We start from the raw sequence: 24323 nt of genomic DNA, 5'->3' as shown, positions 1-24323 counted from the left end.
CTCCCCCGCGATGCGGGGGAGCTGCCGCGGAGCGGCTGAGGGGGCTAATTCGGCAAAAGTCCAGCTAGCCCCCTCCGGCCCTCTGGGCCACCTCCCCCGCAACGCGGGGGAGGAGCTTCTATCTTACCCCGGCAACCTTATCGAGGCCCTCAAGCCCCCCATCATCGAGCGCGACAGCACCAAATCCCCACCGAGCCCCCGCGCCATATCCCGCGCAATGGCCAACCCAAGGCCGACGCCCTTCTCGTTCTGGTTCCGGCTCTCGTCCAGCCGCGAGAACGGCTTGAATGCCTCCTCGTAACGGTCCTCGGGGATGCCCGGGCCGTCGTCATCGACCGTCACCTCCACGCCGCCCGTCAGACGGGCGGTGGCCGTCACCTTCACCCGGTCGGCGTGGGCGACGCCGTTGTCGATCAGATTGGCCAGGGCCCGGCGGAAGGCCAGCGGCCGCAGGCGCGCCTCCAGATCGCGGGTGATCTCGGTCTCGACCATCGCCCCGCCGCGCTCGGCGTCGGCGACCACGCCCTCGACCAGCTCCGACAGGCTTATTTCCTGAACCGCCTCCCCGCCTTCGCCGCGCGCGAAGGCCAGGTACTCGTCGATCATGTGCTCCATCTCGGAGAGGTCGCCCTTCATGGCCTCCAGCTGTTCGCTGGGTTCGGACATGGCCATTTCCAGCTTCAGGCGGGTCAGGGGCGTGCGCAGGTCGTGGCTGACGCTGGCCAGCAGGGCCGTGCGCTGCTCGATGTGACGGACGATGCGCGCCTTCATGGCCAGGAAGGCCTGGGCGGCCTGGCGGACCTCGCGGGCGCCATGCGGCTTGAAGTCGTGGTCCTCGCCCCGGCCGAAGGCGTCGGCGGCGTCGGCCAGGCGCTCGATGGCCCGCACCTGGTTGCGGATGAACAGGATCGCCACCGCCGTCAGCAACATGGTCGCCACCACCATCCACAGGATGAAGATGTGGCCCTGGGTGGCGTAGGCGCGGTCGCGCAGGGCGTAGATCTGCAGCACCCCGTCCTTCACCTGCACGCGGATGTCGATATAGGCGGTGTAGCGGGTGGTATCGAACCAGAACGGGTTCTCGAGCCGGTCGTCCAGGGCCTTGTCCAGGGAGCGATCCAGGGCCGCGAACAGCGAGGGCCGGTGGCCGGTCGGCAGCTTGCGGCCCTTCTGGAAGGCGATCGACAGCGACATCGAGTCCTCGGCCCGCTTGGCCAGCTTGTCGAGAGCGGCGGGGCTGGGGTCGTCCTCGTAGGACTGCACGGCCCAGGCGATATCGCCGGCCAGGCCTTCCGACAGCTTGCTGGTCACTGACTGCCAGTGGGCGTCAAAGAACGCCCAGGTCACGGCGATCTGCATCACCGCCACCGGCAGGATGATGATCAGCAGGCTGCGCCCGAACAGGCTGGTCGGCAGCCAGCGCTTGATGAACAGCGGGATGTAGAGCTTGGTGCGCAGGCGCATTAGCGGGGCAGCCCCCTCCGGCCCTCCGGGCCACCTCCCCCATGAAGGGGGAGGAGAACCCAGGATACTGCTCCCCCTTCATGGGGGAGCTGTCGCGAAGCGACTGAGGGGGACCGCCGCACGGTCAGTCCGGCGCCAGCCGATAGCCGATCCCCCGGACGGTCTGCAGGTAGCGCGGGTTCTTCGGGTCCGGCTCGATCTTGCGGCGCAGGCGGGTGACCTGGACGTCGACCGCGCGGCCGGTGGCGTCGGCGGTGTCGCGGGCCAGCTCCAGGCGGTCGACCGGCTCGTGGGCCGAGCGGGCCAGGCGGCGCAGCAGGGTGACCTCGGCCTCGGTCAGGCGCACGGCGTCGCCGTCGCAGGTCAGTTCGCCGCGATCGGCCTCGAACGTGCAGCGGCCCAGCAGCAGCGCCTTGGGGCCCACCGGCCGCGCCGACGACCGGCGCAGAATGGCCTCGATGCGCAGCAGCAGTTCCTGCGGCTCGAACGGCTTGCCCAGATAGTCGTCGACCCCGCTGGACAGGCCCTCGATGCGGTCGGCGGTCTGGTCGCGGGCGGTGAGCATGAGGATCGGCGTGCGACCGCTCTCGCCGCCCTTGGACCGCAGGCGCTTGGTGAAGGCCATGCCGTCCTCGCCGGGCATCATCACGTCCAGCACCATCAGGTCGAAGTCCAGCGCCCCGAACAGGCGATCGGCCCCGGCCGCATCCGAGGCGGCCGTGACCCGGAAGCCGGCCCGGCTGAGGAATTCCTTGATCAGCTTGCGCAGGCGGTCGTCGTCGTCGACGACCAGGATGTGACGCTCGCGGCGCTCTTCAGGACTCATGGCGGAACACTATCAGGTTTGACGGCGAGGGGCGCCGACGCCCTGGCGCGGGCCGGCCAGCGCCGCCAGGATCCGCCGCGCGCCGGCCACGCCGTCCAGGCCGCCGGTGCGATAGGCCCGGGCCAGCAGCGCCCGCAGGCGCTCGGCCGTGCGCTGCTCGAAGGCCACGCCCTCGGGGGTCAGGGTCGCCGGACGGCGGCGGCCGTCCAGATCGCCCGCGCCACGCGTGACCAGGCCGGCCTTCTGCAGGTCGGCCAGGGTGCGGCTGGCGGCCTGTTTGGAGAGACTGGTCAGCTTGGACAGGTCCTGCACGCCGATGCCCGGCCGGCGGCGCAGCAGGAACGTCGCGCGCCAGTGCGAACGGCCCAGGCCCAGGGTCTCGGCCTCCAGCGCCGCGTCGACCGCCGCCCACAGCGAGGCCTCGGCCAGCAGGATCAGCTCCAGCCCGCCGTCCAGCTCCTCCTCGCGGAGGATCAGGCGGGGATCGTCCGCACCGGGCTGCAGCGGGGCTATCATCGCGAGGAGTCCATTTTATTTGACGCACCCGGCCTCGGGGCGTCTAAGAGCCGGGTTTTCCAATAAGGAGGTCTTGGACCGATGTCTCTGGTTCCCTTCGACGATCGTGACGGTTGGATCTGGCTGGACGGCCAGTTCGTTCCCTGGCGCGAGGCGAAGGTGCACGTATTGACCCACGGCCTTCACTACGCCTCGTCCGTGTTCGAGGGCGAGCGGATGTACGGCGGCGAGATTTTCAAGCTGACCGAGCATACCGAGCGCCTGTTCAAGTCGGCCGAGATCCTCGACTTCAAGATCCCCTACACGGTGGCCGAGATCGACGAGGCCTGCAAGGCGACGGCGGCCAAGAACGGCCTCAAGGACTGCTATGTCCGTCCGATCGCCTGGCGCGGGTCGGAAATGATCGGCGTTTCGGCGCAACAGACCAAGATCCACGTGGCCATCGCCGTCTGGGAGTGGCCCAGCTACTTCGACCCGGCGACCAAGGCCAAGGGCATCCGCCTGACCTGGGCCAAGTACCAGCGTCCGGACCCCAAGACCGCCCCGGTCGCGGCCAAGGCCGCCGGCCTCTACATGATCTGCACCATCTCCAAGCACGCCGCCGAGAAGGACGGTTACGCCGACGCGATGATGCTCGACTATCGCGGCTATGTGGCCGAGGCGACCGGCGCCAACGTCTTCTTCGTCAAGGACGGCGCCCTGCACACGCCCAAGCCCGACTGCTTCCTGGACGGCATCACCCGCCGCACGGTGATCGACATCGCGCGCGGCAAGGGCATCGAGATCGTCGAGCGCCACATCCAGAAGGAAGAGCTCGCGACCTTCACCGAGTGCTTCATCGTCGGCACCGCCGCCGAAGTGACCCCGGTCTCCGAGATCGGCGAGTTCAAGTTCACGCCCGGCAAGTTGTCGCTGGACCTGATGGACACCTACGCGGCGCTGGTGCGGAACGAGGCGCTAACGCCGGCCTGAGCCGACCTAGTCGCTAGACGTGCTGACGAAGCCGCCCGGTTGATCCGGGCGGCTTTTTCGTGTTCCACATCCTGTGGTGGAGCTTGAGCGCATGTACATGAATCCGGTGGGTAGCGACGGCCGCCCGATCCCGACTCCGCCGGTGGCGCATCCCTGGCGGCGTGAACTTCTGGCGGTGGGAAAGTCTGGTCTAGGACTGGGGCTCCTATTCCTGCTCGTCGGCCCGACGATCAACCTCATCGCCAACCCGGCTTGGCTAGCGCGCGGCTGGTCTGAGATTGGATTGACTCTGCTGCGCACGGTCGCCGCCTGCCTGATCGCGGGACAGCTGATCTCCGCAACCTTCGTTCTGGTCTATCTCGCCTGCTGGCCTTTAATCCGCAAACAGCGGGGCTACAGGCTTGAGCGCCAGATTGACCGGCTTTCACCAGAAATGCTGGCCGAGTCGGTCGAGGTCGCAGAGGCGGCGGCCGACGCCGCGCAGAACGAGCGCATGCGGCGCGGCTGGGCCGACTGGGGGGAGTGGCTTCAAGCACGAGCCGCGCTGCGCCGAGCTCTATCGCAAGCCCCGCCGAGTTGGGCTGCTGGGCCAAAGCCGAGCGGTCTTGCTAAGGTAAGCATCATTCCCGCCCTGCTCATTGGATTCAGTGTGTGGATGGTCGCCGCCCTGGCGAGCCAGGCGCCGGAGCCGTGGCTGTACGTGTTTCCGGCGGGCTCCAGCGTCTATGCCGCCTACCTCTATGGCAAGGTCGCCACCCTGAGGGTCGAATTGACCGCCGACCGTTTAACTTTGCGCAGGTTCTGGCGGACGGTCTGGTCGATCCCGCGCGAGACTGCGGCGGTGGGCCAGAGCCCCAAGACCGGCGATTATGGCGTCTTTGACAAGACGACCGGAAAGGAGATCGGAGTGATCGCTGCCACGCCCTTCAAAACCAGCGACCTGGAGACCCTGGCGGACTGGTTCCGGTTTACAATCTGAAGAAAGCCGTCCGGGATCGCTCCCGGACGGCTCTGCAAGCCTGGTCGTAACAGAAGCGCCCTTAAGCCGCTTCCGCCTCTTCGTTCGCGGGGACCTGGCGGATCATGTAGTCGAAGGCCGAGAGCGAGGCCTTGGCGCCTTCGCCCATGGCGATGATGATCTGCTTGTAGGGCGTGACCGTCGCGTCGCCGGCGGCGAAGACGCCGGGCAGCGAGGTTTCGCCGCGATAGTCGACCTCGATCTCGCCACGGTTGGTCAGGGCGACGCCGCTGTCCTTCAGCCACTCGGTGTTGGGCACCAGGCCGATCTGGACGAAGACGCCTTCCAGGTCGACGCGGTGAACGCTGTCGTGGTTACGGTCCTTGTACGACAGGGCCGAGACCTTGCCGTTCTCGCCGTGGATCTCGGTGGTCATGGCCGAGGTGAGGATCTTGACGTTCGGCAGGCTAGCCAGCTTGCGTTGCAGCACGGCGTCGGCGCGCAGCTGGCTGTCGAACTCGATCAGCGTCACGTGGGCGACGATGCCGGCCAGGTCGATGGCCGCCTCGACGCCGCTGTTGCCGCCGCCGATCACCGCCACGCGCTTGCCCTTGAACAGCGGGCCGTCGCAGTGGGGGCAATAGGCCACGCCCTTGTTGCGGTACTCGGCTTCACCGGGGACGTTGACGTTCCGCCAGCGGGCGCCGGTCGACAGGATGACGGTGCGCGACTTCAGGCTGGCGCCGTTCTCCAGCTTGACCTCGATCAGGCCGCCCGGGGTCTTGGCCGGAACCAGACCGACGGCCTTCTGCAGGTTCATGATGTCGACGTCGTATTCCTTGACGTGCTGCTCCAGCGCCGAGGCCATCTTCGGGCCCTCGGTGTGGGGGACCGAGATGAAGTTCTCGATAGCCATGGTGTCCAGCACCTGGCCGCCGAAGCGCTCGGCGGCGACGCCGGTGCGGATGCCCTTGCGGGCGGCGTAGACCGCCGCGGCCGCGCCGGCCGGACCACCGCCGATGACCAGCACCTCGAAAGCGTCCTTGGTCTTGATCTTCTCGGCCATCCGGTCGCCCGCGCCGGTGTCCAACTTGGCCAGGATCTGCTCGACGTCCATGCGGCCCTGTCCGAAGGCTTCGCCGTTCAGCAGGATGGTCGGCACGGCCATGACCTGGCGGGCCTCGACCTCGTCCTTGAACAGGGCGCCGTCGATGGCGACGTGGCTGATGCGCGGGTTCAGGGCGCTCATGGTGTTCAGCGCTTGCACCACGTCGGGGCAGTTCTGGCAGGATTGCGAGAAATAGGTCTCGAAGCGATAGTCGCCGTCCAGCGCCTTGATCCGTTCGATGACCTCGGCGTCGATGCGCGGCGGGTGGCCGCCCACGTGCAGCAGGGCCAGCACCAGCGAGGTGAATTCGTGGCCCAGGGGCAGGCCGGCGAAACGCACATCCGCATCGCCCGAGGCGCGCGTGATGGCGAAGGAAGGCTTGCGGGCGTTGTCGCCCGACAGGTTCAGGCTGACCTTGTCCGACGTCGCGGCGACGTCTTCCAGCAGGGCCAGCATCTCCTTCGACCCGGCGTCATCGGCCAGGGAGGCGACCAGTTCGATCGGCTGGCGCAGGTTCTGCAGATAGGTGGTCAACTGGGTCTTCAGACCGGCGTCCAGCATGGCGCGCTCCCAAAAAGGCTAGGGGGAGAGAAAGGTAGCGTTCGATTTTCGGGGGGGGAGGATCGAACGCGGCGTACGATCGAGGGCCGGGCCGCCGACCGGTCCGAATGAACGGCCGGCGGTCCGGGTAGTCGTTAGGCTTTAGATCTTGCCGACCAGGTCGAGCGACGGGGCCAGGGTCTTTTCACCCTCTTCCCACTTGGCCGGGCAGACTTCGCCCGGGTGGCTGGCCACGTACTGGGCGGCCTTGATCTTGCGCAGCAGCTCGATGGCGTTGCGGCCGATGCCTTCGGCGGTGACTTCCATGAACTGGATCACGCCTTGCGGGTCGACCAGGAAGGTGCCGCGGTCGGCCAGGCCGACGCCCGGACGCATGATCTCGAAGTTGTTGGTCACCACGCCCGACGGGTCGCCGATCATGGTGTACTTGATCTTGCCGATGGCCGGCGAGCTGTCGTGCCAGGCCTTGTGCGAGAAGTGCGTGTCGGTCGACACCGAGTAGATCTCGACGCCCAGGCGGGTGAAGACGTCGTAGTTGTCGGCCAGGTCTTCCAGCTCGGTCGGGCAGACGAAGGTGAAGTCGGCCGGGTAGAAGAAGAAGACCGACCACTTGCCCTTGGTATCGGCTTCGCTGACCGTGACGAACTTGCCGTCCTTGTAGGCCTGGGCGGTGAAGGGTTTGATCTCGGTGTTGATCAGCGACATGAGGCGCTCCGGTTGGAAGAAGATGGGCCCTGTTACAGCGCCGACTCGCGATTGATCAAATTGATAAAACTTCTCCACGGGATAGAGTGGATCTATTGATTTCGCAAAGGCGAAAGGGGTTTGGGCTACTTGCTCTGTATTCATTGATCGAATGATGAATTATCGAATATCGAGTATGGAGCGTTAGCGCCGCCTGGCCAGCCCGTTGTCGCAAAAACTTGTGGAGCCAAGGCTCCCCGCGCCGCCGTTTCGCGGCGATGGCCGTGTCTAGCCTCATATTGGTCAGACCAATTTTGTTGATCGGCTAGGCCATCTCGTGCGAACCCTTGCGCGCGAGCCCTTGCCTGTGGAACGCCTATCGCTTGTGCGATCAGGGCGTCACGACCATGGTCCCGCATCCAGTGGAGTGTGATTTGACCGGCAAGAGACCGACCATCGACGACGTCGCCCGCGTTTCGGGCGTGGCGCGCGTGACGGTGTCTCGAGTGCTGAACGGCGGCCCCAACGTCCGTGACGAGGTCCGGACCCGCGTCATGCGGGCCATCGAGCAGCTGGACTACAAGGTCAATCCGCAGGCCCGCAGCCTAGCCGGCGGGGCCAGTCGGCTGCTGGCCTTCGTCTTTGCCTCGGATCTCGAGAACGACCCGAACTCCTATTACGAGTCCGCCCTGGAGCTGGGGGCCCTGCGCGCCTGCCTGACCCTGGGCTATCAGGTTCTGGTCCAGAACGTCCCGCAACAGACGCCCGACCGCGAGAAGCGGGTGCTGGACCTGATCACCAGCCAGCGCTGCGAGGGCCTGATCCTGTCGCCGCCCTACAGCGACGACGTCTCGCTGATCCAGGCGGCCCTGGCCCAGGGCTGCAAGGTGGTGACCGTGTCGCCGGGCGGACCGGGGCGCGGGATCGTCGACGGCGTCGGGGTCGACGACGAGGCCGGCGGCTACGACATGGCGTGCGAGCTGCTGAGCCTGGGCCATCGCCGGTTCGGCTTCATCGCCGGACTGGAGGGCCACCTCTCGGCCGACCGCCGCATGAAGGGCTTCGAGCGCGCCTTGGCCGAACAAGGTCTGGGCGACGACGCCTGGATCATGGCGCGCGGCGACTTCACCTTCCGCTCGGGCACGCACCTGGCGCCGGGGCTGCTGGACCATCCGCTGAGCCCCAGCGCCCTGGTCTGCGCCAACGACGACATGGCCGCCGGCGCCCTGTCGGCCGCCCACGCGCGGGGCCTCAGCATCCCCCGCGACCTGTCGATCACCGGCTTCGACGACGCCCCCGTCGCCGCCATCGTCTGGCCGCCTTTGACCACGGTGCACCAGCCGGTCAAGGTGCTGGGCCAGCGCGCCGTCGAGATGCTGGTGGCCCGCCTGACCGGAGCCAACACCGCGTCCGAGCCGGTCTTCCAGCAGCTTGACCACGCGGTTGTTCGCCGCCAGACCACGGCCGCGCAGTAGCGACCATACCGGACTTCCTGTTTCGATCTTGACAACGTTGTCGCCTGCCGTGCTAGTGGAAGCGCTTCCATGGAAGCGCTTCCACGGCCGAGGTTGGCCTCACGAGAAAAGTCGGTCGCCCGCGCAGGGGCGGCTTCAGAGGGGAGAACTAGAATGCGAAACCGCAAAAGCGGGACGCGTCCGTCCGTCCAGAAATTTTACGTCACCGCCTCCACGGCCGCCATCAGCCTGGCCTTGGCCGGCTCGGCGTGGGCCCAGGCCGCCGCTCCGGCGCCGCAGGCCGACGACACGGTCGACGCCATCGTGGTGACCGGCATCAAGGCCGGCATCCAGAACTCGATCAACATCAAGAAGAACGAGACCTCGATCGTCGAGGCCGTCTCGGCCGAGGACATCGGCAAGCTGCCGGACGTGTCGATCGCCGAGTCGATCGCCCGCCTGCCGGGCCTCGCCGCCCAGCGCGTCAACGGTCGCGCCCAGGTGATCTCGATCCGCGGTCTCGCCCCCGACTTCACCACCACCCTGCTGAACGGCCGCCAGCAGGCCAGCTCCGGCGACAACCGCGCCGTCGAGTTCGACCAGTATCCGTCGGAACTGCTGTCCAGCGTCGTGATCTACAAGACGCCCGACGCCCAGGTCTCGGGCATGGGCCTGTCGGGCACTGCCGACCTGCGCACCGTGCGCCCGCTGGAATACGGCAAGCGCGTCCTGGCCGTGAACCTGCGCGGCGAGAAGACCTCGGGCAAGAAGCTGAACGACGACTCCCACAACGTGGGCGGCCGCTTCAGCGCCAGCTACATCAACCAGTTCGCCGACGGTACCATCGGCGTGGCCCTGGGCTACGCCCACCTGGATTCGCCGTCGCAGGTGAAGCGCTACAAGGCCTACGGCTATGAGGCCTTCCCGCCCGAGTCGACCTCGCCGGACAGCGCCGACGGCGCCCTGATGCTGAACGGCCAGGAAATCATGGCCGTCTCGCGCAACAACAAGCGCGACGCGGTCATCGGCATCTTCGAGTACCAGCCGAACGACCGGATCCACTCGACGCTGGACCTGTACTACTCGACCTTCAATCAGAAGGAGACGACGCGCGGCGCCCAGTGGTTCTCGAACCCCTATGCCGACGGCGTGACCTATTCGAACGTCACGAGCGCCGACATGGGCGGCTCGAAGTTCGCCACCGGCGGTACGCTGAACCACGGCGTGCCGATCGTGCGCAACGACTACAACACCCGCCGGGACCAGCTGTTCTCGGCCGGCTTCAACAACGAATTCCAGCTGACCGAGAAGACCAAGCTGGTCGCCGACCTGTCCTATTCGTCGAACAAGCGGAAGGAACAGATCATGGAGACCTACGCCGGCTACGGCCGTGGCGTGGGCGGGGTCACCGGGTCGACGGGCGACGTGGGCCGCACCTATGACACCATCGGCTTCAAGGTCGCCGACAACGGGTTCTCGCAGTATGACGAGGGTCTGAACTACGCCGACGCCAGCAAGGTCACCCTGGGCGACCGCGCCCCGTGGGGCGGCTGGGGCCATGACGGCTCCATCCGCTATCCGCACGTCAAGGAAGACGTCAAGGCTGTCGATATCCGCCTTGAGCACGAGATGGACGGCTTCATCACCCAGCTGTCGGGCGGCGTGAACTACACCAAGCGCGACAAGGGCAAGACCGTCTCGGACAACGACCTGTTCCTGAAGAACGGTCGCCAGCAGGTCTATGTCGATCAGGCCGACCTGGTCTCGCCGACCAACCTGGGCTTCGCCGGCTTCGGCGATGTCATCTCCGTCAAGATCGGCGACGTCTGGAAGAAGTACTACAACTCGGCCCCGATCCTGGACGCCAACTACTACGACAAGAACTGGGACATCACCGAAGAGGTCACGACCTTCTTCGCCAAGGCCAACTTCCAGAGCGGCCCGGTGCGCGGCAATGTCGGCGTGCAGGTGGTGCAGCAGAAGCAGGAATCGAGCGGCGTCGTGATCAACGGCCTGGCCTCGGGCCAGCCGATCGTCCCGACCAAGATCAACGCCAAGGACGACTACACCGACGTCCTGCCCAGCATGAACCTGATCTATGACCTGGGCGGCGGTCACCGCCTGCGCTTCGCCCTGTCCAAGACCATGGCCCGTCCGCGCATGGACGACATGCGCGCCAACGTGACGCCGGGCTTCAACGGCCTGGTCTGCTCCAGCCAGCCTTGCGGTCCGGGCACGACGGTCAATCCGTGGTCGGCCTCGGGCGGCAACCCGCACCTGAAGCCGTGGATGGCTAAGGCCGCCGACCTGGCCTACGAGTGGTATGTCAGCCCCGCGACCTATGTGTCGGTGGCCGGCTTCTATAAAAAGCTCGACACCTACATCTATCAGCAGTCGGGCACGTTCGACTTCACGGGCATCCCGCTGCCGGCGGGCGCCAACATCCCGGCCGGGACGATCATCAACAACATCGGCCAGATCACCCTGCCGGCCAACGGCAATGGCGGCACGGTCAAGGGTCTGGAGTTCAGCGGCGCGGTCGAGTTCGGCCAGTTCGCGGACATCCTGAAGGGCTTCGGCCTGCAGGGCAGCCTGTCGCTGACCAAGTCGAACCTGAACCCGACCACCAGCACAGACGCCAAGCAGGCCGTCCGCATCCCGGGCCTGTCGGGCACGGTCTACAACGTCACCGGCTACTACGAGCGCGGCGGATTCCAGGCGCGCATCAGCCAGCGCTACCGCTCGGCCTTCAAGGGCGAAGTGGTGCAGCTGTTCGCCACCCGGGGCTTCACCGAGATCCTGGCCGACAAGCAGGTGGACGCCCAGATCGGCTACACCTTCAACGACGGCCCGCTGGAGAACCTCGGGCTCCTGCTGCAGGTCAACAACCTGACGGACTCGCCGTACCGCACGCGCCTCGGCCTCGATGGCGGCGGCACGAAGACCCAGGGCGGCGGTTCGCTGCCGGAGACCTACGAGAAGTACGGCCGTCAGATCCTGTTCGGCGTGAACTATCGGTTCTAAGCAGAAGGCTGAGCTGGCCGCGCTCCCCCTGCGGCTTGGCTCGCCAGGCAAGAACCAATCGGAGGCGGGGTCGCCCAACGGCGGCCCCGACCTTCGAACTTAACGGGAGGCGGGTGGTTGCAACCGCTCAAGAAGATACTGATCGCCGGCGGCGGGTCCGCGGGCTGGATGACGGCGGCGCTGTGCTCGCGGCTGTTCCAGGGTCTCTATGAGATCGTCCTGATCGAGTCCGAGCAGATCGGCACGGTCGGGGTCGGGGAAGCGACCATCCCCGCCATCAAGAAGTTCAACGAGCTGCTCGGCCTCGACGAGGACGACTTCCTGCGCAAGACGCAGGGGTCCTTCAAGCTGGGCATCGAGTTCCGCAACTGGTTCCGCAAGGGCGAGGGCTATCTGCACGGCTTCGGCGTACTGGGCCAGGACCTGGGCTGGCTGCGCGTCCACCAGTACTGGCTGCGGATGCGCGAACTGGGCCAGGCCCCGGACTTCGAGGCCCTGTCGATCAACAACGCCATGGCGCGGCAGGACAGGTTCATGCGCGCCCGGGCCGACATGGCCGAGTCGCCCATCGGCCACATCGCCCACGCCTTCCACTTCGACGCCGGTCTCTACGCCAAACACCTGTCGACCTACGCCCAGGCGCGTGGCGTCCAGCGGCGCGAGGGCAAGATCGTCGACGTGACGCTGCGGCCCGACGACGGCTTTGTGCAGTCGGTGACCATGGATGACGGCGCGGTCATCGCGGCCGACTTCTTCGTCGACTGCTCGGGCTTCCGGGGCCTGATCATCGAGCAGGCCCTGAAGACCGGCTACGACGACTGGACCCGCTGGCTGCCGGCCGACCGGGCCATCGCCGTGCCGACCGAGCGCTCGGCGCACTTCACGCCCTATACCCGCTCGACGGCGCACGACGCCGGCTGGCAGTGGCGGATCCCGCTGCAGCACCGCACGGGCAATGGCCACGTCTATTCCAGCCAGTACATCGACGACGACGAGGCCGAGCGCGTCCTGCTGTCGAACCTGGACGGCGCCCAGCGCGCCGACCCGCTGCGCATCCGCTTCACCACCGGCAAGCGCAAGAAGATCTGGAACAAGAACTGCGTCTCGGTGGGTCTCGCCAGCGGCTTCATGGAGCCTCTGGAGTCCACCAGCCTGCACCTGATCCAGTCGGCCGTGATCCGCATGGTCCGCCTGCTGCCCGATGGCGGCTTCGACCAGGCCAATGTCGACGAGTTCAATCGCCAGAGCGACTTCGAATACGAGCGCATCCGCGACTTCATCATCCTTCACTACAAGGCCACCGAGCGCGACGACACGCCGTTCTGGCGCCACTGCCGCGACATGGAAGTCCCCGCCACCCTGCAGCGAAAGATGGATCTCTTCCGCGCCAACGGCCGGGTGTTCCGCGAGGACGACGAGCTGTTCACCGAGGAGAGCTGGATCCAGGTGTTCCTGGGCCAGGGCGTGATCCCGCGCGGCTACGACCCGCTGGTTCGTGTCCACTCGGACGAGGCCATCGCCACCCACCTCGGCAATATCCAGACCGTCATCGGCAAGTGCCTGAACGTGATGCCCAGCCACGCCGAGTTCGTGGCCCGCGCGTGCCAGGCCCCGCCGCTGCCGGCGACCCCTGTTCCAGTCCCCTAGACGTTTTCGACGGAGTAACGCCATGACGACCGCCGCCCAGCCTTCATCCGCCCTGCGGATCCTGTGCCGGACCACCGCCGCCGTGGCGTTGCTCGCCCTGACCCCGATGTCGGGTGTGCTCGCTCAGGTCATGCCGAGCAAGGACAGCGCCCCGCTGGCCCCGCGCGCCAATGACCCGGCCTGGGCTCGCGCCGACGCCCTCGTCAAGCAGATGACGATGGACGAGAAGATCACGTACCTGCACGGGCTGTTCCCGCCCATCACCAAGCCGGCCCCGGCCGACATGATCCCCTCGGCCGGCTACGTGCCGGGCGTGCCGCGCCTGAAGATCCCGACACTGCGTGAGAGCGACGCCAGCCTGGGCGTGGCCAACCAGGTCGAGCAGCGTAAGGGCGACGTCGCCACCGCCCTGCCTTCAGGTCTCGCTTTGGCCTCGACCTTCGAGCCGAAGCTGGCCTATGCCGGCGGCGCGATGATCGGCGCCGAGGCCCGCGCCAAGACCTTCAACGTGCTGCTGGCCGGCGGCGTCAACCTGACCCGCGACCCGTGGGCCGGCCGCAATTTCGAGTATCTGGGCGAAGACCCGCTGCTGGCCGGCGAGATGGTCGGCGAGCAGATCAAGGGCGTTCAGTCCAACCATATCGTCTCGACGATCAAGCACTTCGCCCTCAACGCCCAGGAGACCGGCCGCCACGTGATGGACGCGCAAATTGGCGAAGCGGATTTGCGCGAGAGCGACCTGCTGGCCTTCCAGATCGCGATCGAGAAGAGCAACCCCGCCTCGGTCATGTGCGCCTACAACAAGGTCAATGGCGACTGGGCCTGCCAGAACGACTTCCTGCTGAACAAGGTGCTGAAGCGCGACTGGAACTATCCGGGCTTCGTGATGTCCGACTGGGGCGCGGTGCACAGCACCACCAAGGCGGCTCTGGCCGGCCTCGACCAGCAGTCGGGCCAGGAACTGGACAGCCAGATCTTCTTCGGCGACGACCTGAAGGCCGCCGTGGCCAAGGGCGAGGTCAGCCAGGCTCGCGTCGACGACATGGTCCGCCGCATCCTGCACGGGGTGATCACCTCGGGCCTGATGGACAACCCGACCCCGACGACGGCCCAGCCGATCGACTACGCCGCCCACGCCAAGGTCGCCCAGGCCGTGGCCGAACGCGGCTCGGTGCTGCTGAAGAACGACGGAAACCTGCTGCCGCTGGCCAAGACGGCCAAGAAGATCGTGCTGATCGGCGCCCATGCCGATGTCGGGGTGATCTCGGGCGGCGGCTCGTCGCAAGTGCGTTCGGTCGGCGGCGCGCCGGTCGAGATCCCGCTGAACGGCGGCGAGGCGGCCTCGTTCGTCCGCGTCACCTGGCACGCCTCCTCGCCGCTGGAGGCGATCAAGGCCGCCGCGCCGGGCGCGCAGGTGATCTATGTCGACGGCAAGGACCCGGCCGCCGCAGCCGCCGCCGCCAAGGACGCCGACGTCGCCATCGTCTTCGCCTGGCACTGGCAGACCGAGGCCCAGGATGCGCCCTCGATCGTCCTGCCCGACAACCAGGACGCCCTGATCGACGCCGTCGCCGCCGCCAACAAGCATTCGATCGTGGTGCTGGAGACCGGCGGCCCGGTGACGATGCCGTGGCTGGATCGGGTCGGCGCGGTGCTGCAGGCCTGGTATCCTGGCCAGCGCGGCGGCCAGGCCATCGCCCGCCTGCTGTTCGGCGAGGTCAACCCGTCGGGCCGCCTGGCCATGACCTTCCCGAAGTCCGCCGACCAGGCCCCCCGCGCCAGCGCGCCGGGCTTCGCCGAGCAGGCCGCCATCGACGACGCCCGCCGCGCCGGCCAGAAGGTCGACGGCATCAAGGGCTTCGCCGTGCAGTATCCGGAGGGCGCCGCCGTCGGCTACCGCTGGTACGCGCAGGAAAAGCGTCAGCCGCTCTATCCGTTCGGCTACGGCCTCTCCTATACGGCCTTCGCCTACAAGAACCTCAGGGTCGAGGACGCGGCGGGCCTGAAGGTCAGCTTCGACGTCACCAACACCGGCAAGGTCGCCGGCGCCGACACGCCGCAGCTCTACGTCACGGCGGGCAAGCGCAAGCCGATGGTCCGCCTGGCGGGCTTCGAGAAGGTCGACCTGGCGCCGGGCCAGACCAAGCGCGTCACCCTGACCGTCGAGCCGCGCCTGCTGGCCGACTACGATGTCGCCAAGCCGGGCTGGACGATCCCGGCCGGCAGCTATCCGCTCTATGTCGGCAGCCACGCCGGGGACATGGCCCTGACCGGCAAGGCCAACCTCAAGGCCTGGTCGCGGAAGCCGTAATGCGCGTTCTGTCTCTCACCCTCGCCGCCGCGCTCGTCGCGGCGGCCCCCGCCCACGCCGCGCCCAAGCTGAAAAGCTGGGTGACGACGGGCGACAGGAGCCAGCTTCTGGCCGCCCAGGCCCCGTCGGGCATGGCGACCGCCGAGGCCGTCGCCGGCCTGCCGGTCATCGTCGTCGACGCCAAGGAGCGGCACCAGACCATGGTCGGCTTCGGGGCGTCGATCACCGACGCCTCGGCCTGGCTGATCCAGAACAAGCTGACGCCCACCCAGCGCGACGGCCTGCTGCGCGAACTCTATGGACGCGGGGAGGGCGGCCTCGGCTTCAGCTTCACCCGCGTCACCATCGGCGCGTCGGACTTCTCGCTGGACCACTACAGCCTGGACGACGCGCCAAGCGGCGCGGCCGATCCGACGCTGGCGCACTTCTCGCTGAAGCGGCCTCAGGAATTCGTCTTTCCGACCGTCCGCGCGGCCCTGAAGATCAATCCAGACTTGAAGATCATGGCCTCGCCGTGGAGCGCTCCGGCCTGGATGAAGACCACCGGCTCCCTGGTGAAAGGCCAGCTGAAGCCCGAGGCCTATCCCGTCTATGCCGACTTCTTCGCCCGCTACATCAAGGAAGCCAAGAAGGTCGGGGTCCCCACCGACTATCTCAGCATCCAGAACGAGCCCGACTTCGAGCCGGAGAACTATCCGGGCATGCGCTGGCTCCCCGCCGACCGCGCCAGGTTCTTCGGCGAGAACCTGGCCCCGGTGTTCGCGCGCCAGAAGATCGCGACCAAGGCGCTGGACTGGGATCACAACTGGGACAAGCCCGAGCAGCCGATGACCGTGCTGGCCGACGCCAAGGCCAAGGCCTTCGTCGCCGGCGTCGCCTGGCACTGCTATGCCGGCCAGGTCGACGCCATGGAGACCGTCCGCGCCGCCCATCCGGACAAGGACGTGTTCTTCACCGAGTGCTCGGGCGGCGAATGGGCCCCCAAGTTCGACGACAGCTTCTCGTGGATGGTCGAACAGCTGATCATCGGCTCGACCCGTCGCGGCGCGCGCGGCGTCTTGATGTGGAACCTGGCCCTGGACGAAAAGTTCGGCCCCCACGCCGGCGGCTGCGGCGACTGCCGTCCGGTGGTGACGATCGACAGCGCGAGCGGCGCGATCACCCGTACCCAGGAATATTACGCCTTCGGCCAGGCTAGCCGCTTCGTGAAGCCCGGCGCGGTGCGGATCGGCTCGCCGGAAAAGGTCGGCGACCTGCGCACGGTCGCTTTCCACAACCGCGACGGCGGCCGCGTGCTGCTGGTGCTGAACACCGGCAAGGCGCCGGCGGACTTCGCCATCGTCGAGGGCGCCCGCCGCTTCAAGGCCAGCATCCCGGCGCGGGCGGCGACGACGTTTACCTGGTGATCAATGTTTCCCTCTCCCCTTGCGGGAGAGGGTGGCCCGCGCAGCGGGTCGGGTGAGGGGTTGAAAGCAGTATCCGCCCTGACAGCCTAGCGGCCACTGCGGCTTGTCGGTTTGCGCGACCCCTCATCCGTCAGCCTGCGGCTGACACCTTCTCCCGCAGGGGGAGAAGGAAAACCTAAGTCGAGATCTTAGCTTCCAGCTCGTTCAGCCGGGCCCGCGTCGCCGCGAGGTCCGGCCCGAACCGCGTCGGATCTGTGGCGGCGAGGCGGCCGGCGATATCGTAGCTTTCGCGGTAGAGATCCAACGCCCGCATGCGGTGGCCCCGGTCCTCGCGCAGGTCGGCCAGGCGTTCCAGGTTCACCGACAAGGCGCGCTGAGCGCCCGTGTCGCCAGCCTCGCGGCCGCCGCGCGAACGGCGGAGCGCCAGGGCTTCCTCGAAGGCCGCGAGGGCGGCGTCCAGGCGGCCCTCGGTCTCGGCCACGTCGCCGACGCCCGACAGCGAGCCGGCCAGCAGCTCGGCGCTCTCGTCGTCGCCCCGCGTCTGGCGCACCTGGCGGGCGTAGGAAACCGAGGTGTCATAGGCCTCGGCCGCGTCGTCCATCTGGCCCTGGGCGCGGGCGAAGTCGCCGAGATCGCGATAGACGATCGCCATCTCCTCGTCAGTGCGGGCGGTGGTCTTCATCGCCGAGAGGGTGCGGGCGGCCTCGTGCCAGGATTCTTCGCGGCTGAGCGAGACCAGACGAGCGCGCAATTCCGGGAAGCTTGGTGGGCGGGGCGGCGGGGCGGGTTGCGGGGCGGCGACCGGCGCCGCCACCGGCATGACGGACGGGGCGACAAGCTCTGGCGTGGGATGGGCTTGCAGCGACGTTGCGACGGGCTCGGGCGCCGGGGGCGCGACCACCGTTTGCGCTTCAGGCTCTTGCAGCTCCAGGCCGAAGGCCATCGGCGCGGCGCGCTTCCTGGGCTTCCGGCGGGGGAGCAGGGCGGCGACGATGAGCCCTCCGCCCACCATCGCCGCCGCCACACCGGCGGCGGGGCGATGCGGCTCGAACGGTCCGAGGTCGAGATTCGTGGCCCAGTTCCCCAGCGAGCCCCAACCCGCCACCACGTATCCCGACGTCGCCAGGATCAGCCCCAAGATGATCCCAACCAGTCGCGCCAGCATCACGTCCCCCCAGACGTTCACCCAAACAGGCGTCGCCCCCCGAAAGGGGCGTCCCACCGCCAGGCCGCACAAGTCATCCGATGGCCCCGCTTCCGTCGAGCCGTCTCAACCGGCAGGGGAAGGGGGGCGAGCGGATGACTCTTCAGCGGGCGCCTGGCGGTACGGGCGCCTCTAAATCAGCCACGCTTGCGGGCGCGGATACGCCTCGCCGCGCGCCAGATAGTAGATGCCCAGCACGCAGCGGGCCACGAACCACAGGCCGACCGCGCCCAGAATGAGGCCGCCGGCGATGATCATCGGCAGGCCGACCAGCACGATCAGCATCGGGATGCCGAAGAAGATCAGCAGGCCGCCGATCAGGAACCAGGCGATCGACAGCCAGAAGGTCCGGATGGCGAAGGTGTAGTGGCTCGCATTGATGGGCCCGGCGGCGTCGCGGTTCACATAGGCGACGATCAGGCCGATGATCCAGGTCAGGCCGTTGGTGAAGCCCAGCAGATACAGGCCATAGACGACGGCCGGCAGGACCTTGTCCTCTTCGGCCACGGGGGTGACGGCGGTGGTGTCGGTCATGGTCTTACAGCATCCAGTTCTTGGGCGTGGGATAGGGTTGGCCCTTCAGCAGGTTCGACAGGCCGACGACGCCGCGCACGACCAGCCAGACGCCGATGGCGGGCAGCAGGACGATGCCGATCCCGACCGGGGTCAGCAGCAGGGCGACAATGCTGAAGCCCAGCGCAAACCAGAACGTCCGGATCTGGAATTCGTAGTGGCTGGCCAGCCACTCGGGTGCGTCCTTGCGGCTGATATAGGCGATGATCGCGCCGATCAGGCTGGTCAGGCCGCCGGTCACACCGCCCGCGATGTGCAGGGCGTAGATGACGCCGGGCAGGGTCTTGTCGTCCTGCAAACGTGGCGGGACGGCGGGGTCGATGGCGCCAGGGTCGGTAATGGAGTCGGTCACGAGCTTGAGCCTAAGAGAACGTCGTTGGATCAATGGTCGCGCCGAACGCCGCCTGATGCAAATGAAGGTGGCGTCATGAAGGCGAAGTAACCCGGCTGCGCCGGGAGAGGCCCCTAAGGCAGCAGATCGCTCGGCGGGTCGTGGGGATCGAACGGCGCCCCCCGGTTCAGCCAGGGCAGGGCGGCGAACATCAGGATCAGCACGAAGCTCATCCGCGCGGCCATGTCGATGCCGACCGAGGCCATGCCGGCCGACAGCGAGAACAGCAGCATGGCCGCCGCGCCGAACGCGGTCAGGCCGATCACCCAGGTCAGGGCGGCGCGCGCCTCGAACCGCGCCAGGCCAAAGCGCGCGCGCGGGGCCAGATCCGCGCCGACGGCGGCGATGGCGCGGGCCAGGGTCGAGAAACTGGCCAGCCGGTCCTCGAACTGGCCGGGACCGAGATAGCTCTGCGAGGCGATGCTGATGCGGCGGCGGCCGAAGGTCAGCAGCAGGCTGCGACGCCGGCCGCCGGTCTTGTCGGTCGCCAGGCTGTAGCGGGTCAGGCTGGACAGCGGAAAGCGGCGCTCGACCTTGCCGCGGGTCTCCACCAGCGCGCCGGCCTCCAGGGTCCAGACCGTCTCGGGCTGGAAGGGGGCGAGCCGGGCGCTGTGGGTGACCGCCATGGACTAGGACCGGACGGCGGTGATCTCGACGCCGGCGGCGGCCGCGTGTGGGGCCAGGGCCAGGGGCTTCTCGACCCGCACCCGGGCGCGGGTGACGCGCGGATCGGCGAAACAGGCCTGGGCCAGGCGCTCGGCGAAGGTCTCGACGAGGTCGATATGGCCCTCGGCGGCGATGGCGCGGGCGGCCTCGCCGATGGTCTCGTAGTTGACGGTGTCGCCCAGGCGCTCGCAGTGGCTTGCGGCCACATCCAGCTCCACATCCACGACCAGCGGCTGCATGCGGCCGTGCTCGTGGTCGTAGACGCCGATCTCGGCGTCGACCTTCAGGCCACGGACGAAGACCTTGGTGACGATGATCCGCGCCAAGGGAGCGTCGGCGGGCGCGGTGTCGGCGAGGGAAGCAGGAGCGGCCATTCGATCCGGTTTCGCTAGAAGTCGTTGATGCTGTTGTCCGCGCGCAGGCACCACTGACCTGGCGCCCAACCGGCGAGGCCGGCCATGTCCGTGGCGTCCAGGCCGACCGTATTGGTCGGGGTTTCCTGGATCTTGAGGGACTCTAGCGTGAACAGGCCGTCGATGGCGAGGAAAGCCTTGGCCTTCAGCGCCATGGCGATCGCCAGGGCCTCGGTGGTCGGGTCGCCGTCGAAGGTCATGACCCGCGCCAGGGTCTCGGGCTCGTGCTCGCGGAAGAAGCCGATCAGCGGGTCGGCCAGATTGGCCTGGAAGGCGTGGTCCACGAAGCCGTCGATCCAGCCGTGCCAGGCGCGCTTGGCCCGCTCGAACGAGGCCGTCATGTTCGAGCCGCCCAGGTCCAGCGGCGTGGCCGGGCGCAGGCGGATGAAGACGTACTCGTCGTGGCCATGCGGCGTCTTGCACTTGGACGACGGGTCGCTCAACAGCCGGTGGGCCATGGAGTACCGGCGATTGAATTCGAGGCTAAGCATCTGGAATACCTGGACCGGCCGCCCGGTATCGGCCGAGCGCGGCGCGGAGCGCGTCAAATGTGGAAGGGCGGTTCGGCGAAACGACGGTGACGAATAGTCGAGCGCTTCAGAGAGGCCGCGCCCTTATCATGAACAGCAGGTGCAGCGCAAAATATAGTTGCGCCGCGCCCCTTCGCCAGACCTCGGTCCGCTAGACCTCTGGGTCGTAAGCCACGTCGCGCGGGCGGCCCAGCAGGCTCTCGCCGCCGTCGATGGTCAGGGTCTGGCCCGAGAAGGCCGGGGTGTCGACGATGAAGAGCAGGGCGCGGGCCAGGTCGGCCGGGGTGCTGCTGACGCCCGACGGCGTGGCGCGGGCGGCGCGGACATAGTCGTCCTGCGTCTGCTTGCCCGAGGGCAGGGTGACGCCCGGGGACAGGCCGCAGACCCGCACCTTCGGGGCCAGCGCCAGGGCCAGCACCGGGGTCAGGGCGGCCAGGCCCAGCTTGCCGGCGGTGTAGGCGAAGTAGTCGGGATTGGGCCGCAGCACCTTCTGGTCCAGCAGGTTCACCACCAGGCCGGTCTCGGCCTCGCCCAGGGCCGTGGCGAAGGCCTGGATCAGGAACACCGGCGCGGTCAGGTTGGTGGCGATGTGCCGGTCCCAGCGCTCCGCAGTCAGGGTCTCGAAGGTGTCATACTCGAACAGCGAGGCGTTGTTGACCAGCAGGTCCAGCCGGCCGAACCGGGCGCGGACGGCGCCGACCAGGGCCTGGCCCTCGGCGGGGATCGAGAGGTCGGCCTGGAACAGCGCCACGACATGGCCGTCGGCGGTCAGGGCGTGGGCAAGAGCCTGGGCGTCCTGCGCCGAGCTCCGATAGTGCAGGGCGACGGCGTAGCCGGCTTCCGCCAGCGCCCGCGCCAGGACAGCGCCGATACGTCGCGCGGCGCCGGTGACGAGCGCGACTTTCAGAGGGGCGCTCGTCACGAAGGCCGGACCTTGAACCACTCGACGCCGGCCGCACGGGTCTCCGGGAAGATCTCCGGCTTGACGACGCGCACCCAGCAGGCGTCGACCAGCGGGTCGAGGAATGCCGCGTCGACGGCCTCCTGCAGCAGGGTTTCCAGCAGGTCGACATGGTCGCGGCCCTGCCAGCCCACGATCAGGGCGCGCACCGGATCATAGTCGATATAGGTCCCCGGACCGGTGAACTCGGTCCGGGAATACAGCCGCACGCTGAAGCGCAGCCGGTTGGGGCGCTCGGGATGGCGCTCCCACGGGTGCAGCCCGCAACGGACCAGAACCTCGACGTCCTCCAGCACCGCGACCTGATGCGGCGCGGCGGTCTGCCAGTCGAAGGGGCCCGTCATCGCTTAGTCGACGCGGCCGAACTCGAAGAAGTTCAGGCCCAGGATGACAGCCAGGAAAATGGCGATGACACCGATGGCGATCATGGCGCGGCTCCGCAAAAGAGAAAACAAAGATCGAGCCGGCTTTAGCCTCCGGCGCCGCTGACCGCAAGGGCGGGGCCGCCCTCGTCCTTCGACAGGCTCAGGATGAGGGCTAGTTTTGAGCCAGCTCAGTAGGAAACCTCATCCTGAGCTTGTCGAAGGACGAGGTTTTCGGTCCCTCGGCGGCGGCGATAGGGCTACAAAGCTTGATGCTCTGGCGCCGTCGCATCGAACCCTTCACCCGCCCCCTGGTCTACGCCTTCTTCCGCATGGCGCGCGGCTTGACGCTGGGCGTGCGGGCGGTGGTCACCGATCAGGCCGGCAAGGTCCTGCTGATCCAGCACACCTACATCAAGGGGTGGTACCTGCCCGGCGGCGGGGTCGAGCGCGGCGAGACGGCCGAGACCGCCGTGGTCCGCGAACTGCAGGAAGAGGCCGGCGTGCGCGCCCTGTCGCGCCCGCGCCTGATCTCGGCCCACAGCAACGAGGTCCTGCACCCCGGCGACCACGTGCTGGTCTATCGCGTCGAGGCCTGGGAGCCTTGTGCTTCCGACGCCGAGGGCGAGATCCACGCGGTCGGCTGGTTCGGGCTGGACGAGCTCCCGGAGGAGACCACCAAGGCCACGCGGCGGCGGATCGCCGAGGCTTTGGGCGATGCGGAGCCAGATGTGATGTGGTGAGGGCTTCCCACCTGAACGCCGATCACATTAAATGCCTGTTTGAAACCGCCCCGCAGAGCGGACCCCACATCCAAGGGCAGGAGAACGGCATGCGCGAGTACACCAAGTTCTATATCGACGGCGCCTGGGTCGACCCGGCCGCGCCCAAGACGCTCGACGTCATCAACCCGGCCAACGAAGAGGTCGCCGGCGTGATCTCGATGGGCTCGGAGGTCGATGTCGACCGCGCCGTCCGCGCCGCCCGCAAGGCGTTCGACAGCTGGTCGCAGACCAGCCGCGAGGAGCGCATCGACGTGCTCGAGCGCATCATCGCCGAGTACCAGAAGCGCTTCGAGGACATGGCCAAGGCCATCACCGAGGAGATGGGCGCTCCGGCCTGGCTGGCCCAGCGCGCCCAGGCCGCCATGGGCATCGGCCACGTCCAGACCGCCGTCGCCGTGCTCAAGAACTACAAGTTCGAGGAAGACCGGGGCACGACCCGGATCGTCAAGGAGCCGATCGGCGTCTGCGCCTTCATCACGCCGTGGAACTGGCCGGTGAACCAGATCGCCTGCAAGGTCGCGCCCGCCCTGGCCACCGGCTGCACCATGGTGCTGAAGCCGTCGGAGATCGCGCCGTTCAGCGGCTATATCTGGGCTGAGATCCTGCACGCCGCCGGCGTGCCGCACGGCGTCTTCAACCTGGTCAATGGCGACGGCCCCACGGTCGGCGCGGCCCTGTCCAGCCATCCTGAAGTCGACATGGTCTCGTTCACCGGCTCCACCCGCGCCGGCATCGAGGTGGCCAAGAACGCCGCGCCGACCGTCAAGCGCGTCCACCAGGAGCTGGGCGGCAAGAGCCCCAACATCATCCTCGACGACGCCGACTTCGCCCGCGCGGTGGGCGGCGGCGTGGCCTCGGTGATGCTGAACTCGGGCCAGTCGTGCAACGCCCCGACCCGGATGCTTGTGCCGGGTGCGCGCATGGACGAGGTGATCGCCATCGCCAAGGCCGCCGCCGAGAGCCACACGGTCGGCGACCCGAACGGCAACCACAAGATGGGCCCGGTGGTCAGCGAGACCCAGTGGAACAAGATCCAGGGCCTGATCCAGAAGGGCATCGACGAGGGCGCCACCCTGGTCACCGGCGGCGTCGGCCGTCCGGAAGGGCTCGACAAGGGCTACTATGTGAAGCCCACCGTCTTCGCCAATGTGAAGCCCGACATGACGATCTCCAAGGAAGAGATCTTCGGCCCGGTGATCTCGATCCTCGGCTACGACACGGTCGAGGAAGCCGTCACCGTCGGCAACGACACCGAGTACGGCCTGGCGGCCTATGTCTCGGGCGGCGACCCGGAGGCGGTGCGTGCTGTTGCGGCTAAACTCCGCGCCGGCCAAGTGAACCTGAACGGCGCCAGCCCTGACCTGATGGCCCCGTTCGGCGGCTACAAGATGAGCGGCAACGGCCGGGAGTGGGGCGACCACGCGTTCGGGGAGTTCCTGGAGACGAAGGCGATCCTGGGTTACGCGCCGAAGGTGGCGGCGGAGTAGGGCGGCTCTGAGCTAGGTGA

22 protein-coding genes are annotated in these 24323 nt (G+C 67.8%); 9 read left to right on the top strand and 13 right to left on the bottom strand.

Translation table 11 applies throughout. From position 1 onward, the window contains the following. Positions 1-123: 123 nt before the first annotated feature. From CSW62_RS21700 to CSW62_RS21690, 3 genes are all read right to left on the bottom strand, one after another. Positions 124-1464 (bottom strand): ATP-binding protein, encoded by a 1341-nt coding sequence (locus CSW62_RS21700; protein ID WP_099581455.1) that lies wholly within the window; start codon positions 1462-1464, stop codon positions 124-126. Between the two features lie 124 nt (positions 1465-1588). After that, on the bottom strand, positions 1589-2290 hold the full coding sequence (locus tag CSW62_RS21695; protein ID WP_099581453.1) for a response regulator: 702 nt from the start codon (positions 2288-2290) through the stop codon (positions 1589-1591). Between the two features lie 12 nt (positions 2291-2302). Next, the gene (locus CSW62_RS21690; RefSeq protein WP_099581451.1) at positions 2303-2806 is read right to left on the bottom strand and encodes a MarR family winged helix-turn-helix transcriptional regulator; all 504 of its coding nucleotides are present in this window, start codon (positions 2804-2806) and stop codon (positions 2303-2305) included. Positions 2807-2887: 81 nt separating this feature from the next. Between CSW62_RS21690 and CSW62_RS21685 the strand changes: the two genes are divergently transcribed. Then, the gene (locus CSW62_RS21685) at positions 2888-3778 is read left to right on the top strand and encodes a branched-chain amino acid aminotransferase (protein WP_099581449.1); all 891 of its coding nucleotides are present in this window, start codon (positions 2888-2890) and stop codon (positions 3776-3778) included. A 91-nt stretch (positions 3779-3869) separates the two neighbouring features. Then, entirely contained in the window at positions 3870-4757 is an 888-nt protein-coding gene (locus CSW62_RS21680; RefSeq protein ID WP_099581447.1) for a hypothetical protein, read from the top strand. 61 nt (positions 4758-4818) lie between these two features. On the opposite strand, the gene ahpF is transcribed toward CSW62_RS21680, so the two are convergent. Next, positions 4819-6405, bottom strand: coding sequence for an alkyl hydroperoxide reductase subunit F (ahpF, locus tag CSW62_RS21675; protein ID WP_099581445.1), 1587 nt, complete (start codon positions 6403-6405; stop codon positions 4819-4821). A 141-nt stretch (positions 6406-6546) separates the two neighbouring features. Continuing rightward, positions 6547-7110, bottom strand: coding sequence for an alkyl hydroperoxide reductase subunit C (gene ahpC, locus CSW62_RS21670; RefSeq protein WP_099581443.1), 564 nt, complete (start codon positions 7108-7110; stop codon positions 6547-6549). A 413-nt stretch (positions 7111-7523) separates the two neighbouring features. Between ahpC and CSW62_RS21665 the strand changes: the two genes are divergently transcribed. From CSW62_RS21665 to CSW62_RS21645, 5 genes are all read left to right on the top strand, one after another. After that, the gene (locus CSW62_RS21665; protein ID WP_099581441.1) at positions 7524-8564 is read left to right on the top strand and encodes a LacI family DNA-binding transcriptional regulator; all 1041 of its coding nucleotides are present in this window, start codon (positions 7524-7526) and stop codon (positions 8562-8564) included. Between the two features lie 153 nt (positions 8565-8717). Then, the gene (locus tag CSW62_RS21660) at positions 8718-11567 is read left to right on the top strand and encodes a TonB-dependent receptor (RefSeq protein ID WP_099581439.1); all 2850 of its coding nucleotides are present in this window, start codon (positions 8718-8720) and stop codon (positions 11565-11567) included. A gap of 117 nt (positions 11568-11684) precedes the next feature. Further along, positions 11685-13214: a tryptophan halogenase family protein gene (locus CSW62_RS21655; RefSeq protein WP_099581437.1), complete on the top strand. Its 1530-nt coding sequence runs from the start codon at positions 11685-11687 to the stop codon at positions 13212-13214. Between the two features lie 22 nt (positions 13215-13236). Beyond that, positions 13237-15525, top strand: coding sequence for a glycoside hydrolase family 3 protein (locus tag CSW62_RS21650; RefSeq protein WP_099581435.1), 2289 nt, complete (start codon positions 13237-13239; stop codon positions 15523-15525). After that, complete coding sequence (locus CSW62_RS21645) at positions 15525-16931, top strand: glycoside hydrolase family 30 beta sandwich domain-containing protein (RefSeq protein WP_099581433.1); 1407 nt, start codon at positions 15525-15527, stop codon at positions 16929-16931. Before CSW62_RS21650 ends, CSW62_RS21645 begins: the two co-directional genes overlap by 1 nt. A 175-nt stretch (positions 16932-17106) precedes the next feature. Here the strand turns inward: CSW62_RS21645 and CSW62_RS21640 are convergent, their stop codons facing one another. The 8 genes from CSW62_RS21640 to CSW62_RS21605 form a co-directional block, all read right to left on the bottom strand. Next, positions 17107-18096 carry a tetratricopeptide repeat protein gene (locus CSW62_RS21640; RefSeq protein ID WP_099581431.1) on the bottom strand — a complete coding sequence of 330 codons (990 nt, stop codon included), beginning with the start codon at positions 18094-18096 and terminating at the stop codon, positions 17107-17109. A 171-nt stretch (positions 18097-18267) separates the two neighbouring features. Then, positions 18268-18669: a hypothetical protein gene (locus tag CSW62_RS21635; protein ID WP_099581429.1), complete on the bottom strand. Its 402-nt coding sequence runs from the start codon at positions 18667-18669 to the stop codon at positions 18268-18270. 4 nt (positions 18670-18673) lie between these two features. Beyond that, positions 18674-19048, bottom strand: a complete 375-nt coding sequence (locus CSW62_RS21630) for a DUF4870 domain-containing protein (protein WP_099582410.1) — start codon at positions 19046-19048, stop codon at positions 18674-18676. Positions 19049-19173: 125 nt separating this feature from the next. Beyond that, complete coding sequence (locus tag CSW62_RS21625) at positions 19174-19725, bottom strand: hypothetical protein (protein WP_099581427.1); 552 nt, start codon at positions 19723-19725, stop codon at positions 19174-19176. A 3-nt stretch (positions 19726-19728) separates the two neighbouring features. Beyond that, positions 19729-20139 carry a dihydroneopterin aldolase gene (gene folB, locus CSW62_RS21620; protein WP_199170670.1) on the bottom strand — a complete coding sequence of 137 codons (411 nt, stop codon included), beginning with the start codon at positions 20137-20139 and terminating at the stop codon, positions 19729-19731. 14 nt (positions 20140-20153) lie between these two features. Next, entirely contained in the window at positions 20154-20669 is a 516-nt protein-coding gene (locus CSW62_RS21615) for a 6-carboxytetrahydropterin synthase (protein ID WP_099582408.1), read from the bottom strand. Positions 20670-20859: 190 nt separating this feature from the next. Next, positions 20860-21630: an SDR family oxidoreductase gene (locus CSW62_RS21610; RefSeq protein ID WP_199170669.1), complete on the bottom strand. Its 771-nt coding sequence runs from the start codon at positions 21628-21630 to the stop codon at positions 20860-20862. Continuing rightward, positions 21627-22013, bottom strand: a complete 387-nt coding sequence (locus tag CSW62_RS21605; RefSeq protein ID WP_099581422.1) for a dihydroneopterin aldolase — start codon at positions 22011-22013, stop codon at positions 21627-21629. The genes CSW62_RS21610 and CSW62_RS21605 overlap by 4 nt, the downstream gene beginning before the upstream one ends. Before the next feature lie 290 nt (positions 22014-22303). Here CSW62_RS21605 and CSW62_RS21600 point away from each other — a divergent pair, with 290 nt between their 5' ends. Beyond that, positions 22304-22774, top strand: a complete 471-nt coding sequence (locus tag CSW62_RS21600; RefSeq protein WP_099581420.1) for an NUDIX domain-containing protein — start codon at positions 22304-22306, stop codon at positions 22772-22774. Between the two features lie 89 nt (positions 22775-22863). Continuing rightward, positions 22864-24303: an aldehyde dehydrogenase family protein gene (locus tag CSW62_RS21595; RefSeq protein ID WP_099581418.1), complete on the top strand. Its 1440-nt coding sequence runs from the start codon at positions 22864-22866 to the stop codon at positions 24301-24303. Positions 24304-24323: the final 20 nt, after the last annotated feature.

The organism is Caulobacter sp. FWC2 (genome assembly GCF_002742625.1).
GTDB lineage: Bacteria > Pseudomonadota > Alphaproteobacteria > Caulobacterales > Caulobacteraceae > Caulobacter.
The sequence above is the reverse complement of the archived record's forward strand: the minus strand, read 5'-3'. Positions and strand labels throughout refer to the sequence as shown.

What these genes read in the sequence shown, in the direction of transcription:
- CSW62_RS21600 (WP_099581420.1), top strand. Translation starts at nt 22,304, where the DNA reads ATGCTCTGGCGCCGTCGCATCGAACCCTTCACCCGCCCCCTGGTCTAC.
- ahpF (WP_099581445.1), bottom strand. Translation starts at nt 6,405, where the DNA reads ATGCTGGACGCCGGTCTGAAGACCCAGTTGACCACCTATCTGCAGAAC.
- CSW62_RS21685 (WP_099581449.1), top strand. Translation starts at nt 2,888, where the DNA reads ATGTCTCTGGTTCCCTTCGACGATCGTGACGGTTGGATCTGGCTGGAC.
- CSW62_RS21635 (WP_099581429.1), bottom strand. Translation starts at nt 18,669, where the DNA reads ATGACCGACACCACCGCCGTCACCCCCGTGGCCGAAGAGGACAAGGTC.
- CSW62_RS21690 (WP_099581451.1), bottom strand. Translation starts at nt 2,806, where the DNA reads ATGATAGCCCCGCTGCAGCCCGGTGCGGACGATCCCCGCCTGATCCTC.
- ahpC (WP_099581443.1), bottom strand. Translation starts at nt 7,110, where the DNA reads ATGTCGCTGATCAACACCGAGATCAAACCCTTCACCGCCCAGGCCTAC.
- CSW62_RS21645 (WP_099581433.1), top strand. Translation starts at nt 15,525, where the DNA reads ATGCGCGTTCTGTCTCTCACCCTCGCCGCCGCGCTCGTCGCGGCGGCC.
- CSW62_RS21660 (WP_099581439.1), top strand. Translation starts at nt 8,718, where the DNA reads ATGCGAAACCGCAAAAGCGGGACGCGTCCGTCCGTCCAGAAATTTTAC.
- CSW62_RS21605 (WP_099581422.1), bottom strand. Translation starts at nt 22,013, where the DNA reads ATGACGGGCCCCTTCGACTGGCAGACCGCCGCGCCGCATCAGGTCGCG.
- CSW62_RS21625 (WP_099581427.1), bottom strand. Translation starts at nt 19,725, where the DNA reads ATGGCGGTCACCCACAGCGCCCGGCTCGCCCCCTTCCAGCCCGAGACG.
- CSW62_RS21695 (WP_099581453.1), bottom strand. Translation starts at nt 2,290, where the DNA reads ATGAGTCCTGAAGAGCGCCGCGAGCGTCACATCCTGGTCGTCGACGAC.
- CSW62_RS21640 (WP_099581431.1), bottom strand. Translation starts at nt 18,096, where the DNA reads ATGCTGGCGCGACTGGTTGGGATCATCTTGGGGCTGATCCTGGCGACG.
- CSW62_RS21595 (WP_099581418.1), top strand. Translation starts at nt 22,864, where the DNA reads ATGCGCGAGTACACCAAGTTCTATATCGACGGCGCCTGGGTCGACCCG.
- CSW62_RS21650 (WP_099581435.1), top strand. Translation starts at nt 13,237, where the DNA reads ATGACGACCGCCGCCCAGCCTTCATCCGCCCTGCGGATCCTGTGCCGG.
- CSW62_RS21700 (WP_099581455.1), bottom strand. Translation starts at nt 1,464, where the DNA reads ATGCGCCTGCGCACCAAGCTCTACATCCCGCTGTTCATCAAGCGCTGG.
- CSW62_RS21680 (WP_099581447.1), top strand. Translation starts at nt 3,870, where the DNA reads ATGTACATGAATCCGGTGGGTAGCGACGGCCGCCCGATCCCGACTCCG.
- CSW62_RS21615 (WP_099582408.1), bottom strand. Translation starts at nt 20,669, where the DNA reads ATGCTTAGCCTCGAATTCAATCGCCGGTACTCCATGGCCCACCGGCTG.
- folB (WP_199170670.1), bottom strand. Translation starts at nt 20,139, where the DNA reads ATGGCCGCTCCTGCTTCCCTCGCCGACACCGCGCCCGCCGACGCTCCC.